The organism is Devosia sp. Root105 (assembly GCF_001424865.1).
Lineage (GTDB): Bacteria > Pseudomonadota > Alphaproteobacteria > Rhizobiales > Devosiaceae > Devosia_A.
Window position 1 is genome coordinate 481,177 of the sequence record NZ_LMCR01000015.1, and the last position, 13,782, is coordinate 494,958.

The following is a 13,782-nucleotide window of genomic DNA, read 5'->3' on the forward strand; positions in this document are numbered from 1 at the left end:
GCCGTGCTCTACGACGTCCGGCTCGAACTGCACTACGACTACAAGGCCTCGGTGCATGGCGACCGCCACCTGGTCCGCGTCGCCCCGATCTCCATACCCAATGCGCAGCGGGTCATCGCCTCATCGCTGTCGTTCGAACCCAGGCCCGAGCAGGAAACCACCTTCGCCGACTATTTCGGCAACCTCGTCACCACCATCGCCTATGCCGGCCGGCACGATCATCTCGATGTGCGGCTGAGCGCCAGGGTGCAGGTCGAGGATCTGGCGCGCCCGGTCGATCTCTCCCCTACCCTCGGCGGATTGAAGCAGGAACTGGCGACGCTCTGGTCGGTGGCGCCGGATTCGCCGCAGCATTTTCTTTCCGCCTCGCCGCGTATCCCGCTCGCCCTTGAGATCACCGATTATGCCCGAAGTTCGGCTGCCGGCGACCAATCGGTCTACGCCACGGCCATGGATCTTTGCCTGCGCATCCATCGTGACTTCAGCTACGACAAGGACGCCACCAAGGTCGATACCGGCCCGGTCGAGGCGTTTGCGCTGAAGCGCGGCGTCTGCCAGGATTTCGCCCATGTGATGATCGCGGGGCTGCGTGGCCTCGGCATCCCCGCCGGCTATGTCTCGGGGTTCCTGCGCACCATTCCGCCCAAGGGCAAGCCGCGTCTCGAGGGCGCCGACGCCATGCATGCCTGGGTACGCGTCTGGTGCGGCCAGCATTCGGGCTGGCTCGAGTTCGACCCCACCAACGCCATGCTGGCCGGCCCCGACCACATCACCATCGGCCACGGCCGCGACTATTCCGACATCTCCCCGATCGTCGGCGTGCTGCGCACCAGCGGCGGCCATACGGCCAAGCAATCCGTGGACGTGGTGCGGGTGGAGTAGCGCTTTAGGCAGCCTCGAAAGCGCTGAAATTCAAAGCCTTGCGCCAGAGCGTTTCACAAACGCGATGTCATCCCAGCGAAAGCTGGGACCCAACTCACAGTCCGCATAAGCGGCGGAATGGGTCCCAGCTTTCGCTGGGATGACATCCGGTGGCTGGGTCCAGGATCAAGCGCACGACTAGCCCCCAATCACACTTTTCACCCCGCCCCGGAACCAATTCTGGGGGCCCTCGTTATTTGGCTGACGCGCCAACGAGGCGGCGTGTCTACCGGCCCTCCCTCCGGTAGCACCATGAAAAAGGAACGAGAGCGATGACCCGACTTGAGATCGCCAACCTCGAACATGCCGCCCGCACGGCCGTCGTTTGGATCCCCGAAGGATATGATGGGCGTACGCACTACGGAGCAGTCCTCGCAGCGATCGTCCCTGCTGCAGGTATTCTCGCCGTAGCCGCCACCCTCCTCCTGTCAGTCCTCTAGGAGACCCAGCCTATGACCTTGAGCACGATCATCATCATTCTGCTGATCCTGCTGTTGATCGGCGCCATACCGGCCTGGCCCTACTCCCGCTCCTGGGGAGCTTACCCCTCCGGTATTCTTGGCGTCGTGCTCGTCATCGTCATCATCCTCGTGTTGATGCGCGTATTCTGACGAGCTTCGCGAGCCAAGGTCGCCCCCCTTGCGGCTCGCCATCGCACCCCAGTTCGCCCCCGGACTGGGGTGCACTCTTTTGTGGGCACCAATCGCCCGATAGCCCCAGAAATCAAGGGGTTCGGAACTCAAGCGCCAACCGCGCGTTGAACCCCCATCACATGAGGAGCGACCATCATGGCATCCACCACCGACATGGCCCCCAATCGTACCGCCGCAGCCGCCAAGGCACCGGCGCGCCGCGCCGCCAATGGCCCGCGCCGCGCTGCGGCGCGCCAGAGCCAGAGCCGCGAGGACGATCTCTCGGCCCAGGTGCAGCAGTTGCAATCCGACCTCAAGTCGATTGCCGCAACGCTGGCCAGCCTCGCCGAGGACAAGGTTCACGACGCGCAGAAACTTGCCAAGCGCGAGGTGAAAAACCTGGCCAACTCTGGCCAGAGCGCTATCGAGGACGTGCAGGACGAGTTCGGCCAGCTCGAAAAGCAGATCAAGGACACCATCCGCGAAAAGCCGCTGACCGCTGTCGCCGGCGCAATTGCGCTGGGCTTCGTTCTCGCCGTCGTTTCGAGGTAGCCCCTATGCACCTCCTCGCTTTGGCGGCGTCGGTCCTCGGGATCGAGGTCGACGAGTTGCTCGAGCATTTCAAGAACAACGCCATGGCCTGGTCGGCCGTGGCGCTCTTTGCCTTGATCGCGCTGGTCTTCGGGCTGGTGGCGCTCAATGCCTGGTTCACCCTGATGTGGGGCCCCATCGTCGCGCCGCTGCTGATCGCCGCCGGCGCATCGGTTATCGCGCTCGGGCTCTATGCGGCCATCGTCATCACCGACAGCGTCGCCAAAAAGCACGCCGCGCAACGGCGCAATGCTGCCGAAAAGACCGCTCTGGTCACCACCGCGGCGCTCACCGCCCTGCCGCTGGTGCTGAAATCCGACCTGATGAAGAAGGTCGGCATCCCCATCGGCGGCGCACTCGCCGCGGCCTATCTGCTGAGCAAGTCCGGCAGTTCGCACGGCCATAGTAATGGCCATGATCCGGACTGATCACATCGCCACATTTGTCGGGAACCCCGTCTGACGGGCCGCGTTATCTGATGCACCTGTAGTTTCTGCAGGTGGGCCAAAGAAGATTTCCAGGAGTGTGAGCTATGACCCACATCAAACGGAAGATCGTGACCATTCTGACCGACGACCACATCGCGGATGCTGAGAAGATCACCATCCTGCGTCAGCTCGAAGCGGACTCGCTCTCCAAGGAGCGCAGCGCCACAGAGGGCATGACCCCGGTCGACGGCGACGACGGCGAAGACCTGAAAACCATCGAGAACGCCCTGCGCAAGCTCGGCCAGGAACCGGTGGAAGCAGGGGCGGCTAGCCTCTGACTGCAACAGTTTGAGTAGATTGCTCACCCCGCCCGGGTTTCCGCGGCGGGGTGATTGCGTTTTGACACTGTGGGTGCAGCGCGCGTCCCCTCTCCCCTCTGGGGAGAGGGTCAGGGTGAGGGGTAGCCAAGCACACCGGGTGAGCGGCTGCGATGTGGAGGCTTGTTTCAGGGCGCCTGGCACCCCTCACCCCGCAACGAGGCCGTCGGCCTCACTGCCGCCCTCTCCCCCCGGGGGCGCCTCTCGCGCCCCCAGGAGGGGCGAGGGGGCGATGTGGCACCGCCGGTGAGCTAAACCGCCTCGATCTGCGGATCCTCCCGCTCCCCCGCTACCTCCACCACCGGCAGCACCACCTTCAGCCCGCCGGCATGGATCCGCAAATCCACCTGCCGTTCGAGCGGGATCAGCTCGCCATCGATCACCGCCAGCGCCGAGGCCTTGCGGTGGGGGAAGCGGAGGCTCACCTGCGCCACCTCGCGCTCCGAGACCAGCGGATGCGCCTTCCAGTTGCCGAAGGCCAGCGACAAAGCCAGCCGCGCCAGCTCGGCCGGCGGCATGGGCTTGACCACATAGACCCCGAGCACGCCGCGATCGACCGCCTCGGCATAGGGCACATGGCCCTCCCCCAGCACATTGTTGGAGACGGCGATCGCCGTCGCCTTACGCCGGTCCGTGCCCTGCCGGGTGCTGATCTCGGCCTCGAACACCAGTGGGCGCGACAGCGCCAGCCCGATCGCGCGAAGGCTCGCCAGCATCTTGCCCCAGCGGCTGTGATAGGTGAGCTCGTTGCGGATCCGGACCAGCCGCGAGTGGAGCCCGACCGAGAACTGGTGGACGAACGGCCGGCCATTGGCGGTGGCGATATCGACCGCCGCAACCTGCCCCCGAGCGATGGCCCCGAGCGCCGCTTCGAGCTGCAGCGGCACGCCGAGCGAGCGGGCAAACAGGTTCATCGTGCCTGCCGGCAGCACCGCCAGCGCCATCTCGTGGGCAAAACAGATGCCCGCGGCCGCCGAAATGGTGCCGTCGCCGCCGCCCGCCAGCACCACCTCGGAGGTGGGGTCGGCCGCGGCGCGCTCGAGTTCCGCGCTCAGCTGGTCGCCATCGACCACCCGGCATTCGATCGATTGGCTGTGCTCGGCAAAGATCCGCTCCGCAGTGGCGGCGAACGCCACCATGTCCATGGTGCGGAAGGTGCCGCCGTCTTTGTTGAACACCCCGACGAAATGCATGCAGCCCCCCTGGGATTAACCCGTGACGAGCGGAACGGCGCGACGGGGCAGCGGGTTCCGCCGCTGGTGCACCGTACTCTCCGTGATCTCCCCAGCGTGGCGGGGGAGGATCCTCGCACCGCCAGTACCCTACCCCGCCGACCTGTCCAGCCGCGGCAGCTTCACCGTGATCGCCGTGCCGCCACCCTCGCGCGCCCGGTATTCTGGCTCTGTCCCGCCGAACTGCCGCGCCAGCTGCTTGACGATCAGCGCGCCCAGCCCGTCCTGCCCGCTATTGGCGCCGATGCCGCGCCCGTCATCTTCGACGGTGAGCGCGGTGACCCCATCCTGGCCGCGTTCGAAGCGAATATGCACCGTGCCCGCCTGGCCCTCGGCGAAGGCATGCTTCAGCGCATTGGTGACCAGCTCGCTGACCACGATGCCCAGCGTCGTCGCATCGCGCGCCGGGATGATCATTGCTTCAAGGTGCTTTTCGAACGTTACGGCCTTGTCCGGCGGCATGGCAGCTGCGAGGTCGTCGATCACATCGGCGAGGAACTCAGCCGCATCGGTGGTCTCGAGGTCGGGCCCGAGCCGCAGTCGCCGGTGTCCCGAGGCGATCGCCTGTACCCTGAGCTGCGCCGCCTCCAGCGCATTGCGCACCTCGTCCGACGAGGTCCGTGCCAGTTGCAGGCCGAGCAGCGACGATACCGTCGCCAACGAGTTGCCGATCCGGTGGTTGGTATCCTGCAGCAGCGTCTCGAGCCGGGCCCGTTCGCGCTCAGCATGGCCGCGCGCCTCCTCGACCTCGGCCGTCCGCTCCCGCACATGCGCCTCGAGCTCCTCGTTCGCGGTCCTCAGCCGGTTCTGCTGCTGCGCCAGCGCCGCGACCTTGCGCTGCGTGCGCGACAGCAGTGAATAGGTGAGGATGGCCGCGGCCGCGAGGGCGGCGAGAATGGTGGCAATCAGCAACTGCCGGTAAAGTTCCATCCGGCCGTTGCGCTCGATCAGCTTGTCGTCTTCCTCGCCGATCACCTGCCGCACCACGCTGCGGATCCGCTCCATCAGCTCGAGCCCGGTATCGGAGCGGAGCAATGCCAGCGCCTCGGCACTCTGGCCCGACGACATCAGTTCGATGGTGCGGGCCATCTCGGCGCGCTTGGCATCGAGATCGGGCACCAGGGCTTCGATGCGCTGGAGCTGTGTCGGGTTGTCGCCGATCAGCGCCAACAAGTTCTGGTAGGTCTGGCTCAGGTTGCCGACGGCGGTATTGTAGGGGTTGAGATAGGCCTCGTCCCGGGTGATCAGGTAGCCGCGCTGCCCGGTTTCGGCATCGACCACCGACAGCATCAGTTCGCGCGCCTGCCGCCGGATCTCGTAGGTCTTGGCGATATCGGCAAGCTGGCTATCGACCGTGCGCACCATGTAGAGCGACGCTGCCACCGCCACCAGCACCAGCGTCAGCGACGCCATGATGGCGACCCGCCGCACGAGGCCGCGCCGCGGCGGGGCGGTGTCGACGGACTGGCTGCTGACATCAAGCATCAAGACGCCGCCCTCATCCGGGGATGGTGCTGGACAGTCCGGCTTTGCCCCCCGGACCAGATGAGATGTCGCACGCCTAGCCCCGGGCGGTGGCAACAATTGGGCCCCGTCATATCAGCGGCCGCTTCCGGTCGGTGAGGCCGCCCCAGCCGGCGATATCGGCCAAGGCCTCGGGGTCGAGCACCTCGCAAGCCCGGTCATGCCAGCGGATCAGCTGGCGCTCGGCGAGTTTGCGCAGCGTCTTGTTGGTGTGGACGATCGACAGCCCCAACGTGTCGGCCACGTGCTGCTGGGTGATCGGGATCAAGTGTTTCGAGGCCTTGCCCTGCCCTACCTGCTCAGAACGCTGGTAGAGGAAGGCGATCAGGTAGGCGGCCCGCTCCATGGCGCTGCGACGCCCGACGCTCAACAGGTTCTCATCGAGCATCCGCTCCTCGCGCGAGGCGAGCCAGGTGATGTCGAAGGCGAGGCCGGGATGGTTCTCGAACAGCGTCGGCAGGGTATCGCGCTGGAACACGCACAGCACCACCGGCGATAGTGACTCGACCGAGTGCTCCATCTCGCCAATCACCGAGCCCTGCAGCCCGACAAGGTCGCCGGGCAACAGGTAGTTGAGGATCTGCCGGCGCCCGTCCTCCAGCGTCTTGAAACGGAAGGCCCAGCCCGACAGCAGCGTGAACAGCTGCGCGCTATGCGCGCCCTCGGACAGGATGGCGGAAGCGGGTTCGCTCACCAGTTCGCCGCGCTTGAAGCTCGAAACGAACTTCAGCTCCTCCGGCGTGAAGTCGCGAAAGTGCTCGTTCTCCCGAAGGGGGCATGCTTCACAGGGGATACGGCGGGCATGGGCAACTGTGGCCAGGGCGGTGCTCACGGCTGAATGGTTCCGGCAGCATGCCGCAACGCCGTGGGAACGCAACTGCCGAAACCGGCCAAACTTCCCCGGCGCATGTCTTTGTTAAATGACCGCGGCGAGCCGGCCATGATCGATGTCGGCCACCACTGCGTCATGGAACCACCAATGCACGGATTGCATGCCCTCGTCGTTGAGGAGGAGTATCTCGTCGCCGCCGATATCGAACAGACGCTGCACGCCGCCGGCGCCGCCCACGTCACCATCACGAGCGACGCAGACGCCGCGCGCGCTCTCGACCTCTCCGGCTTTACCCTGGCGGTAATCGAGGCGCGGTTCGGCCACGCCGACGCCGTGGCGCTCTGCGCCGCACTGCGCGCCGCGCGCGTTCCGGTGGTGGTGACCTCAGCTGACCAGGCTGTCCAGGCAATGTTCACCGGCGCGACCCCGCTCGCCAAACCGTTCGACACCGCCGCCTTGCTGGCGGCCTGCGCGGCCGCCAGGCAGCGCCACGCGCTCTAGGTGAACCGGGGAATGGTGGTGACCTGCGCCGACACCGCGTCCGGCCCGTAATCGCCTTCGCCAGTCACCTGGAGCAGTTCCTGCAGCTTGGTGCGGGCCCGGCTGACCCGGCTCTTCATCGTGCCGATGGCGCATTTGCAGATCTCGGCCGCCTCTTCGTAAGAGAAGCCGGACGCACCGATCAGGATGATCGCCTCACGCTGGTCGTCGGGCAGCTGGTCGAGCGCCCGGCGGAAATCGCCCAGGTCCATGATGCCATATTGCGAGGGATGCACCGCCATGCGCTCGGTGAAGGCGCCGTCGCTGTCCTGCACCTCGCGGCCACGCTTGCGCATCTGGCTGTAGAACTCGTTGCGAAGGATGGTGAACAGCCACGCCTTCATATTGGTGCCCATTTCGAAGCTGTCCTGCTTCGCCCAGGCCTTCATCACCGTGTCCTGCACCAGGTCATCGGCCTTGTCGTGCCGCCCGGAGAGCGACACCGCAAAGGCGCGCAAACTGGGGAGTGTAGACAGCAGCTCTCGCTTGAAGCTCGGCTTCTCGGCTTCCATGGCGCTATTTACCCTTCGCGGGCTTGGACTGCTTTTCCACCGCGTCGAGCTGCTCGAGCAGGTCGATCAGCTTGGATGGGATTTCTTCGCCCTGTACCGCTCCATAGAGCGCTCGAAGCTTGTTACCGATGTCGGAATTTGGCCCCAGTCCATCGTCGCGGCGCCGCCGTAGCATGCTCAAATCATTCATTGTTGTTTTGTCTCGCATAAACCCTTCGCCCCACAGCAGGATCTGACGCCCCATACTCCAGCCGCGGCAAACTAAATGCGCGGTGGCAAAAAAAGTTCCGAACATGCTGGAACCAAGTTTTCCGCATCCCCGTTCTTCAGCATGGTAAGCTCTAATAGCGTCACGGGAGTAGATTATCGATGTCCCTTTCCACGCGGATCGCACCGCATCTACCGTATTTGCGCCGGTTCTCGCGCGCCGTCACCGGCTCGCAGACTTCTGGCGATGCCTATGTCGCCGCAACCCTCGAGGCTTTGATCGCCGATCTCAGCATCTTCCCCGAATCCACCAACGACCGGATTGCGCTCTACCGGCTCTATTCGGCGCTGTTCTCCAGCTCGGCCATTCGCGTGCCGGAGCCGAGCTCGAGTTTCCCCTGGGAAACGCGGGCCGCGGCCAACCTCGCGAACCTTGCTCCCCGTCCGCGGCAGGCCTTCCTTCTGGTAGCCGTCGAGGGCTTCAGCCACGATGAGGCCGCCGAAATCCTCGATGTCTCCTCAGCCGAGTTCGCAGATCTCCTCGCGCAGGCCTCGGCCGATATCTCGCGCCAGGTGGCGACTGATATCATGATCATCGAAGATGAACCCCTGATCGCCATGGACATCGAGCAGATGGTCGAAGGCCTCGGCCACCGCGTGGTCGGCATCGCCCGCACCCACAAGGAAGCAGTGGCGCTCTATCACAAGACCCAGCCGCGCATGATCCTCGCCGATATTCAGCTCGCCGACGGCTCCTCGGGTATCGATGCGGTCAACGATATCCTGCACGCCCATCCGATCCCGGTGATCTTCATCACTGCGTTCCCGGAGCGGCTGCTGACCGGCGAGCGGCCGGAACCGACCTTCCTCGTCACCAAGCCGTTCAATCCCGATATGGTGCGGGCGCTGATCAGCCAGGCGCTGTTCTTCGACGAAGGGTCGCGCGCCGCGGCCTGACGGAACTCCGGACGCCCCTCCGGATTTGGGCCGGGCTCTGCCCGGCTCTTTTTTGTTCGCAAAAAGCTCCTTTTGTCCGCCAAGAGCAGGCGTTGCGCAGGGTGGTCCCACCACCCCGGTGTCATCCCAGCGAAAGCTGGGACCCAACTCGCCTCTACACAAATGGATGCTTGGGTCCCAGCTTTCGCTGGGATGACACCCAGTATGTGGTGCCTTCCGTGGGCTTGCAGCAAAGTATGCGTTGTTCCCGGACACCCGGGAACCCATCCCACGCCCGGTCGTTACTCCTCCGAGAGATCAATGGAGTAACAAGAATGTTGCAATACGCACTGCTCTTCCTGGTCATCGCGCTGGTCGCCGGCGTCCTTGGCTTCGGCGGTATTGCCGGCGCCGCATCGGGCATCGCGCAGATCCTGTTCTTCCTGTTCCTCGCCTTCCTGGTGATCTCCCTGATCATCGGCCTGTTCCGGCGCGCGTCGTAGCGGCCCTACGCTCCGCGCGAGCAACTCGGACCGTCCCTAGCCGGGTCCGCGGTCTGAGGTGGCAGCGGCTCCGTCCGAGTGGGCGGGGCCGCTAGCTTTTGCGCGCACCGTCAGACAATTTCCCAGACAATTTTCCCATGCTCTGTCGAATCCCGCCCGCCTGGTTCGATTAGAGGTGAACGTCCGCGCCGCCTGAGGAGAGAGCCATGACCCAGTACCTCGTCGCCATCCACCATTCCGATGATTTCGAACCGAACTCCGAGAGCGACGAAACGCGTCGCGACATCGCCGACCTCAACGTCGACATGCAGGCGGCCGGCATCGTGAGGTTCGTCGGCGGTCTCGGTCGCACCAGGGATGCCAAGGCCGTGCGCCGCAAGCCGGATGGCGGCCTGCTGGTCACCGACGGTCCCTATGTCGAGACCAAGGAACACATCGGCGGCTTCTGGGTGCTGGAGCTGCCCGACATGGACGCCGCGCTGGATTGGGGCAAGCGGGCAGCGGTTGCGTGCCGGGCGCCGGTCGAGGTGCGGGCATTCGGCACGCTTGAGGAGAGGGATAAGGGGCGCTAGCTCCCCTCCCCCCGCGGCGCTACGCGTCCGCTAGGAGGAGAGGGGTTGGGGGTGGGGGTGGTGAGGGACGCTCGGTGCTGACCGCACCACCCCCTCCCTCCTTCCCTCCCCTCAATCAAAAAGCCCCGCCGAAGCGGGGCTCAGTTTTCATAGCTGTCCGAACCGCTTAGTGCAGGCGGTCGAACCAGTCGTCGACTTCGCGCTCGGCCTCTTCCTGGGCCTTGCCATAGCGTTCCTGGATCTTGCCGCTGAGCTGTTTGCGGTTGCCCTTGATGATGTCGAGGTCATTGTCGGTCAGCTTGCCCCACTGGGTCTGGACCTTGCCCTTGAACTGCTCCCAGTTGCCTTCCATCTGGTTCCAATTCATTTGCAATCTCCTTCTCGTCTGCTGAGGAAAACGAGCCGCCGTAACCGGTGGCTGCTACAGGACTAACGCCTCCTACCCGCGTGGGTTCCGCCAGCCGGTCAAGTTTCACCGAGGTTCGGGGAACCTCGACGAGGGGTTCCGCAAAACTCTTGCCACGAGGCGCGGCATTGGGTTTGTTGCGGCGGATGCAGAACCCCCTCTCTCCGCCCGTCGTCGAAATCTCCGATCTCCATAAGTCCTACGGTCCGCTCGAGGTGCTGAAGGGTGTTTCGCTCACCGCCCGCCAGGGCGAGGTGGTGGCGCTGATCGGCTCGTCCGGCTCGGGCAAATCCACCCTGCTCCGCTGCATCAACATGCTCGAAGTGCCCGAGAGCGGTACGGTGAAGGTCGGCGGTGAGGAGATCGCGCTCACCGGCACGCCGCCGCATCGGAAACCCGCCGACGAGCAGCAGATCCGCCGCATCCGCTCCGAGCTCGGCATGGTGTTCCAGTCGTTCAACCTGTGGAGCCACATGACCATTCTGGGCAATGTCATGGAGGCGCCGCTCAAGGTGCAGAAGCGCGACAGGGCCGAAGTCCAGGCCGAGGCGCTGGAAATGCTGGCCAAGGTCGGTATCCGCGAGAAAGCCGGCAGCTACCCCAGCCAGCTCTCCGGCGGCCAGCAGCAGCGCGCCGCCATCGCCCGGGCGCTGTGCATCAACCCCAAGGTCATGCTGTTCGACGAGCCGACCTCGGCGCTCGACCCCGAGCTCGAAGTGGAAGTGCTGCGGGTGATCAAGGTGCTGGCCGACGAAGGCCGCACCATGATCCTCGTCACCCACGACATGCAGTTCGCCAAGACCATCGCCGACCGCGTCGTCTTCCTGCACCAAGGCAAGATCGAGGAAGAAGGCACCGCGGCCGAGGTGTTCGGCAACACCCGCTCGCCCCGCCTCAAGCAGTTCCTCAGCGCCGCCGGCCACGGGTGACTGAGACTTTTCGCCGGCCTCTCCATGATCCTCCTCCGCGCGGCGGGGGAGGATCACTGAGAGTGCGGCGCGCACCCCCGATTGCAACAATTCGCAAACGATTGACCGAACGGTAAAAAGCGCTAGCGTTGCGCTTCATGTGCCGCCCGTCGGGCGGCACAACCCAATCAGCCGGTGGTGGGACCGGCCAGAACGCCGGCCAAGACCGGCGGTGTGACAGGAGAGACTATGAACAAGCTCGTTCTGGCGGCAGCGGCGGCAGCCCTCGCCATGTTCGCGACCGGCGCCAATGCACAGGCCATCCGCATTGCCACCGAAGGCGCCTATGCGCCGTGGAACTTCCTCGACGAAGCCGGCAAGCCCGCCGGCTTCGAAATCGATCTCGGTAACGAGATCTGCAAGCGCGCCGCGCTCGAATGCGCCTTCCAGGTCAACGAGTGGGATTCGATCATCCCCAACCTCGTCGCCGGCAACTACGACCTGATCATGGCCGGCATGTCGATCACCGATGAGCGCAAGCAGTCTATCGACTTCACCGCCAACTACTTCCCGCCCGATCCGTCGCACTACATGGTGCGCACCGGCACCAAGCTCGATTTCGACGCGCTCAGCGGCAAGAATATCGGCGTGCAGGGCGGCACCATCCAGGCCGGCTACGCCGAGACCACCTTTGGCAGCACCAACACCATCAAGTCGTTCGAGACCGCCGACCAGGCGCTGGCCGACCTCAATGCCGGCAATGTCGACGTGGTGCTCGCCGACAGCTCCTATATCTCCGAGATCGTCGCCGGTTCGGGTGGCGCCATCGAGGTGGTGGGTCCCGAAGTGATGCTGGGTGGCGGCGTCGGCGCCGGCGTGCGCAAAGCCGATACCGAGCTGCGCGACAAGGTCACCGGCGTCATCGATGCAATGAAGCAGGACGGCTCGCTCGACGCGCTGATCATCAAGTGGTTCCCGGACAAGGCGCCGGGCCCGATCTTCGCCGGCGGCTGAACCCTCACATAACGGCGGGGGCGGGTTTTCCCGCCCCTGTTGCTTTACAGGACCCCTATGGTCGATCTTCTGCCGCAATGGCTCCGGGACGTCCTCGGCCAGGACGTGCTGTTCTGGCTGGGCTACTTCACCAACGGCAAGCATCTGAGCTGGTATGCGAGCGTGCAGTATACGCTGGCCGCCGGCGCCATCGGCGCGGCCGTGGCGCTGGGGCTCGGCGTGCTCTCGGCCGCCGGCCGCAACTCGCGCTTCGCCGGCTTCCGCCTGCTCGGCAAGGCCTATACCAACTCGCTGCCCGGCATCCCGGACGTGCTGTTCTTCCTGTTCTTCCCGCTGGCTTTCGAGCAGGCGGTGGAATGGATCCGCGCCCAGGCGGTGTGCACGCCGGCTGAGCTGGCGCTGGGCCGCTGGCCGCTCTGCCCGGACGCCAACCTGATCTTCGGCAGCTTCGAGTACCTGATCCTCGCCGGCGTCTCGCTCGGCATCGTTTATGGCGCCTTTGCCGGCAACGTCATCTCGGGCGCCATGAACTCGGTGCCACGTGGCCAGCTCGAGGCGGCTCGCGCCTATGGCATGAGCCCGCTGCAGGTGCTGCTGCGGGTCCATATCCGGCAGATGTGGGCCTATGCCCTGCCCGGCCTCTCCAACATCTGGATGCTGCTGATCAAGGCGACCTCGCTGCTGTCGCTGCTGCAGATCTCCGACATCGTGCTGTGGGCCGATCGGTTGGGATCGCCGAACTTCACCCGCTCGGCCGGGCTCGTCCACCCCGACTGGCGCTGGGGCTATTACCTCGTGCTGCTGATCTTCTACATCCTCCTGACCTTTCTCTCGGAAAAGCTGTTCACCGCGCTGCAGCGCTGGGCCGGACGCGGCATGGCCACGGCGGGGGCAAGCTGATGGAGCTCATCACCGCTATCGCCAACGATCTGGTGATCCTCGCCAAGCCGGCGCTGTTCAACATCTATTTCGCCGCGGCCTCGATCCCCATCGGCTTCGTGCTGGCGATCTTCGTAGCGCTCGGCAAGGGCTCGTCCAGCGGGCTGGTCTCGAGCCTCAGCCGCGGTTTCATCTACGCCTTCCGCGGCTCGCCCTTCTTCATCCAGCTGTTCATGTTCTACTCGCTGGCGCTGGCCTTCAACCTCAGCCTGTGGAAGCCGCTCGGCATCGACTGGATCGTGCTCAACCCGCTGATCCTCGGGCCGGCCGTGCTGGTGCTCAACACCACCGCCTACACCGCCAACATCCTCCACGGCGCCATGCAGAACGTGCCCAAGGGCGAGATCGAAGCGGCCCGCGCCTTCGGCATGAACCGCCTGCAGCTGTTCCGCGCCGTCACCTGGCCCAATGTCATCCGCATCGCCTGGCCGGCCTACACCAACGAAGTGGTGGTGCTATTCCACACCACCGCCCTGGTCTACTTCACCCTGCCGGTGATCAACGACCAGAAGGACCTGATGAACAAGGCCGGCGAGCTGTTCGAAAAGGACTACAACGCCTTCCTCCACTTCCCGGTGGCGGGGCTCTATTTCCTCGGCGTCTCGATGATCATTTTCTTCGTTTTCGGGCGCGTCTATCGCCATCTCATGCGACACCTGCCGCAAGCGCCGGCGATCCGATTCTCGCCGCGCTGGATCCGGGGGTAGT

Annotated in this window: 19 protein-coding genes; 13 read left to right on the forward strand and 6 right to left on the reverse strand. The window is 65.0% G+C overall.

Translation table 11 applies throughout. The features are described 5' to 3' along the window. Nucleotides 1-3 precede the first annotated feature (3 nt). The 5 genes from ASC68_RS15700 to ASC68_RS15715 all read left to right on the forward strand — a co-directional run bounded on the left by ASC68_RS15700 (nucleotide 4) and on the right by ASC68_RS15715 (nucleotide 2,910). Complete coding sequence (locus ASC68_RS15700) at nucleotides 4-882, forward strand: transglutaminase family protein (protein WP_055881071.1); 879 nt, start codon at nucleotides 4-6, stop codon at nucleotides 880-882. 491 nt (nucleotides 883-1,373) lie between these two features. Continuing rightward, on the forward strand, nucleotides 1,374-1,532 hold the full coding sequence (locus tag ASC68_RS28360; RefSeq protein ID WP_082434138.1) for a DUF3309 family protein: 159 nt from the start codon (nucleotides 1,374-1,376) through the stop codon (nucleotides 1,530-1,532). 177 nt (nucleotides 1,533-1,709) lie between these two features. Beyond that, on the forward strand, nucleotides 1,710-2,105 hold the full coding sequence (locus ASC68_RS15705; RefSeq protein WP_055881073.1) for a DUF883 family protein: 396 nt from the start codon (nucleotides 1,710-1,712) through the stop codon (nucleotides 2,103-2,105). 5 nt (nucleotides 2,106-2,110) lie between these two features. Further along, nucleotides 2,111-2,572 (forward strand): hypothetical protein, encoded by a 462-nt coding sequence (locus tag ASC68_RS15710; protein ID WP_055881076.1) that lies wholly within the window; start codon nucleotides 2,111-2,113, stop codon nucleotides 2,570-2,572. Nucleotides 2,573-2,676: 104 nt separating this feature from the next. Then, nucleotides 2,677-2,910: a hypothetical protein gene (locus ASC68_RS15715; RefSeq protein ID WP_055881079.1), complete on the forward strand. Its 234-nt coding sequence runs from the start codon at nucleotides 2,677-2,679 to the stop codon at nucleotides 2,908-2,910. Nucleotides 2,911-3,200: 290 nt separating this feature from the next. Here ASC68_RS15715 and ASC68_RS29375 read toward each other — a convergent pair whose 3' ends face one another. From ASC68_RS29375 to ASC68_RS15730, 3 genes are all read right to left on the reverse strand, one after another. Next, nucleotides 3,201-4,142 carry a diacylglycerol kinase family protein gene (locus ASC68_RS29375; RefSeq protein WP_055881082.1) on the reverse strand — a complete coding sequence of 314 codons (942 nt, stop codon included), beginning with the start codon at nucleotides 4,140-4,142 and terminating at the stop codon, nucleotides 3,201-3,203. Nucleotides 4,143-4,271: 129 nt separating this feature from the next. Next, nucleotides 4,272-5,666 carry a CHASE3 domain-containing protein gene (locus tag ASC68_RS15725; protein ID WP_055881085.1) on the reverse strand — a complete coding sequence of 465 codons (1,395 nt, stop codon included), beginning with the start codon at nucleotides 5,664-5,666 and terminating at the stop codon, nucleotides 4,272-4,274. A 109-nt stretch (nucleotides 5,667-5,775) separates the two neighbouring features. Then, nucleotides 5,776-6,537 carry a Crp/Fnr family transcriptional regulator gene (locus tag ASC68_RS15730; protein ID WP_055881088.1) on the reverse strand — a complete coding sequence of 254 codons (762 nt, stop codon included), beginning with the start codon at nucleotides 6,535-6,537 and terminating at the stop codon, nucleotides 5,776-5,778. 147 nt (nucleotides 6,538-6,684) lie between these two features. Between ASC68_RS15730 and ASC68_RS15735 the strand changes: the two genes are divergently transcribed. Continuing rightward, the gene (locus ASC68_RS15735) at nucleotides 6,685-7,038 is read left to right on the forward strand and encodes a hypothetical protein (RefSeq protein WP_156387348.1); all 354 of its coding nucleotides are present in this window, start codon (nucleotides 6,685-6,687) and stop codon (nucleotides 7,036-7,038) included. Here the strand turns inward: ASC68_RS15735 and ASC68_RS15740 are convergent. Continuing rightward, nucleotides 7,035-7,589, reverse strand: coding sequence for an RNA polymerase sigma factor (locus ASC68_RS15740; protein ID WP_055881092.1), 555 nt, complete (start codon nucleotides 7,587-7,589; stop codon nucleotides 7,035-7,037). The two genes, ASC68_RS15735 and ASC68_RS15740, sit on opposite strands and share 4 nt — an antisense overlap. A gap of 4 nt (nucleotides 7,590-7,593) precedes the next feature. After that, a complete protein-coding gene (locus tag ASC68_RS15745) occupies nucleotides 7,594-7,797 on the reverse strand; it encodes a NepR family anti-sigma factor (protein WP_055881315.1) in 204 nt (67 codons plus the stop codon). Between the two features lie 161 nt (nucleotides 7,798-7,958). Between ASC68_RS15745 and ASC68_RS15750 the strand changes: the two genes are divergently transcribed. The 3 genes from ASC68_RS15750 (at nucleotide 7,959) to ASC68_RS15755 (ending at nucleotide 9,807) form a co-directional block, all read left to right on the forward strand. Beyond that, the gene (locus ASC68_RS15750) at nucleotides 7,959-8,753 is read left to right on the forward strand and encodes a response regulator (protein ID WP_055881095.1); all 795 of its coding nucleotides are present in this window, start codon (nucleotides 7,959-7,961) and stop codon (nucleotides 8,751-8,753) included. A gap of 314 nt (nucleotides 8,754-9,067) precedes the next feature. Beyond that, nucleotides 9,068-9,235, forward strand: a complete 168-nt coding sequence (locus tag ASC68_RS28365) for a DUF1328 domain-containing protein (protein WP_082528208.1) — start codon at nucleotides 9,068-9,070, stop codon at nucleotides 9,233-9,235. 206 nt (nucleotides 9,236-9,441) lie between these two features. Then, nucleotides 9,442-9,807 (forward strand): YciI family protein, encoded by a 366-nt coding sequence (locus tag ASC68_RS15755; protein ID WP_055881097.1) that lies wholly within the window; start codon nucleotides 9,442-9,444, stop codon nucleotides 9,805-9,807. Nucleotides 9,808-9,973: 166 nt separating this feature from the next. Here the strand turns inward: ASC68_RS15755 and ASC68_RS15760 are convergent, their stop codons facing one another. Further along, on the reverse strand, nucleotides 9,974-10,174 hold the full coding sequence (locus ASC68_RS15760; RefSeq protein WP_055881100.1) for a CsbD family protein: 201 nt from the start codon (nucleotides 10,172-10,174) through the stop codon (nucleotides 9,974-9,976). A 185-nt stretch (nucleotides 10,175-10,359) separates the two neighbouring features. Here ASC68_RS15760 and ASC68_RS15765 point away from each other — a divergent pair, with 185 nt between their 5' ends. The 4 genes from ASC68_RS15765 (at nucleotide 10,360) to ASC68_RS15780 (ending at nucleotide 13,781) form a co-directional block, all read left to right on the forward strand. Beyond that, the gene (locus tag ASC68_RS15765; protein WP_055881102.1) at nucleotides 10,360-11,142 is read left to right on the forward strand and encodes an amino acid ABC transporter ATP-binding protein; all 783 of its coding nucleotides are present in this window, start codon (nucleotides 10,360-10,362) and stop codon (nucleotides 11,140-11,142) included. 228 nt (nucleotides 11,143-11,370) lie between these two features. After that, nucleotides 11,371-12,135 (forward strand): transporter substrate-binding domain-containing protein, encoded by a 765-nt coding sequence (locus ASC68_RS15770; RefSeq protein ID WP_055881105.1) that lies wholly within the window; start codon nucleotides 11,371-11,373, stop codon nucleotides 12,133-12,135. A 57-nt stretch (nucleotides 12,136-12,192) separates the two neighbouring features. Continuing rightward, on the forward strand, nucleotides 12,193-13,035 hold the full coding sequence (locus tag ASC68_RS15775; protein ID WP_055881107.1) for an ABC transporter permease subunit: 843 nt from the start codon (nucleotides 12,193-12,195) through the stop codon (nucleotides 13,033-13,035). Further along, nucleotides 13,035-13,781, forward strand: coding sequence for an ABC transporter permease subunit (locus tag ASC68_RS15780; protein ID WP_055881110.1), 747 nt, complete (start codon nucleotides 13,035-13,037; stop codon nucleotides 13,779-13,781). The genes ASC68_RS15775 and ASC68_RS15780 overlap by 1 nt, the downstream gene beginning before the upstream one ends. Nucleotide 13,782: the final 1 nt, after the last annotated feature.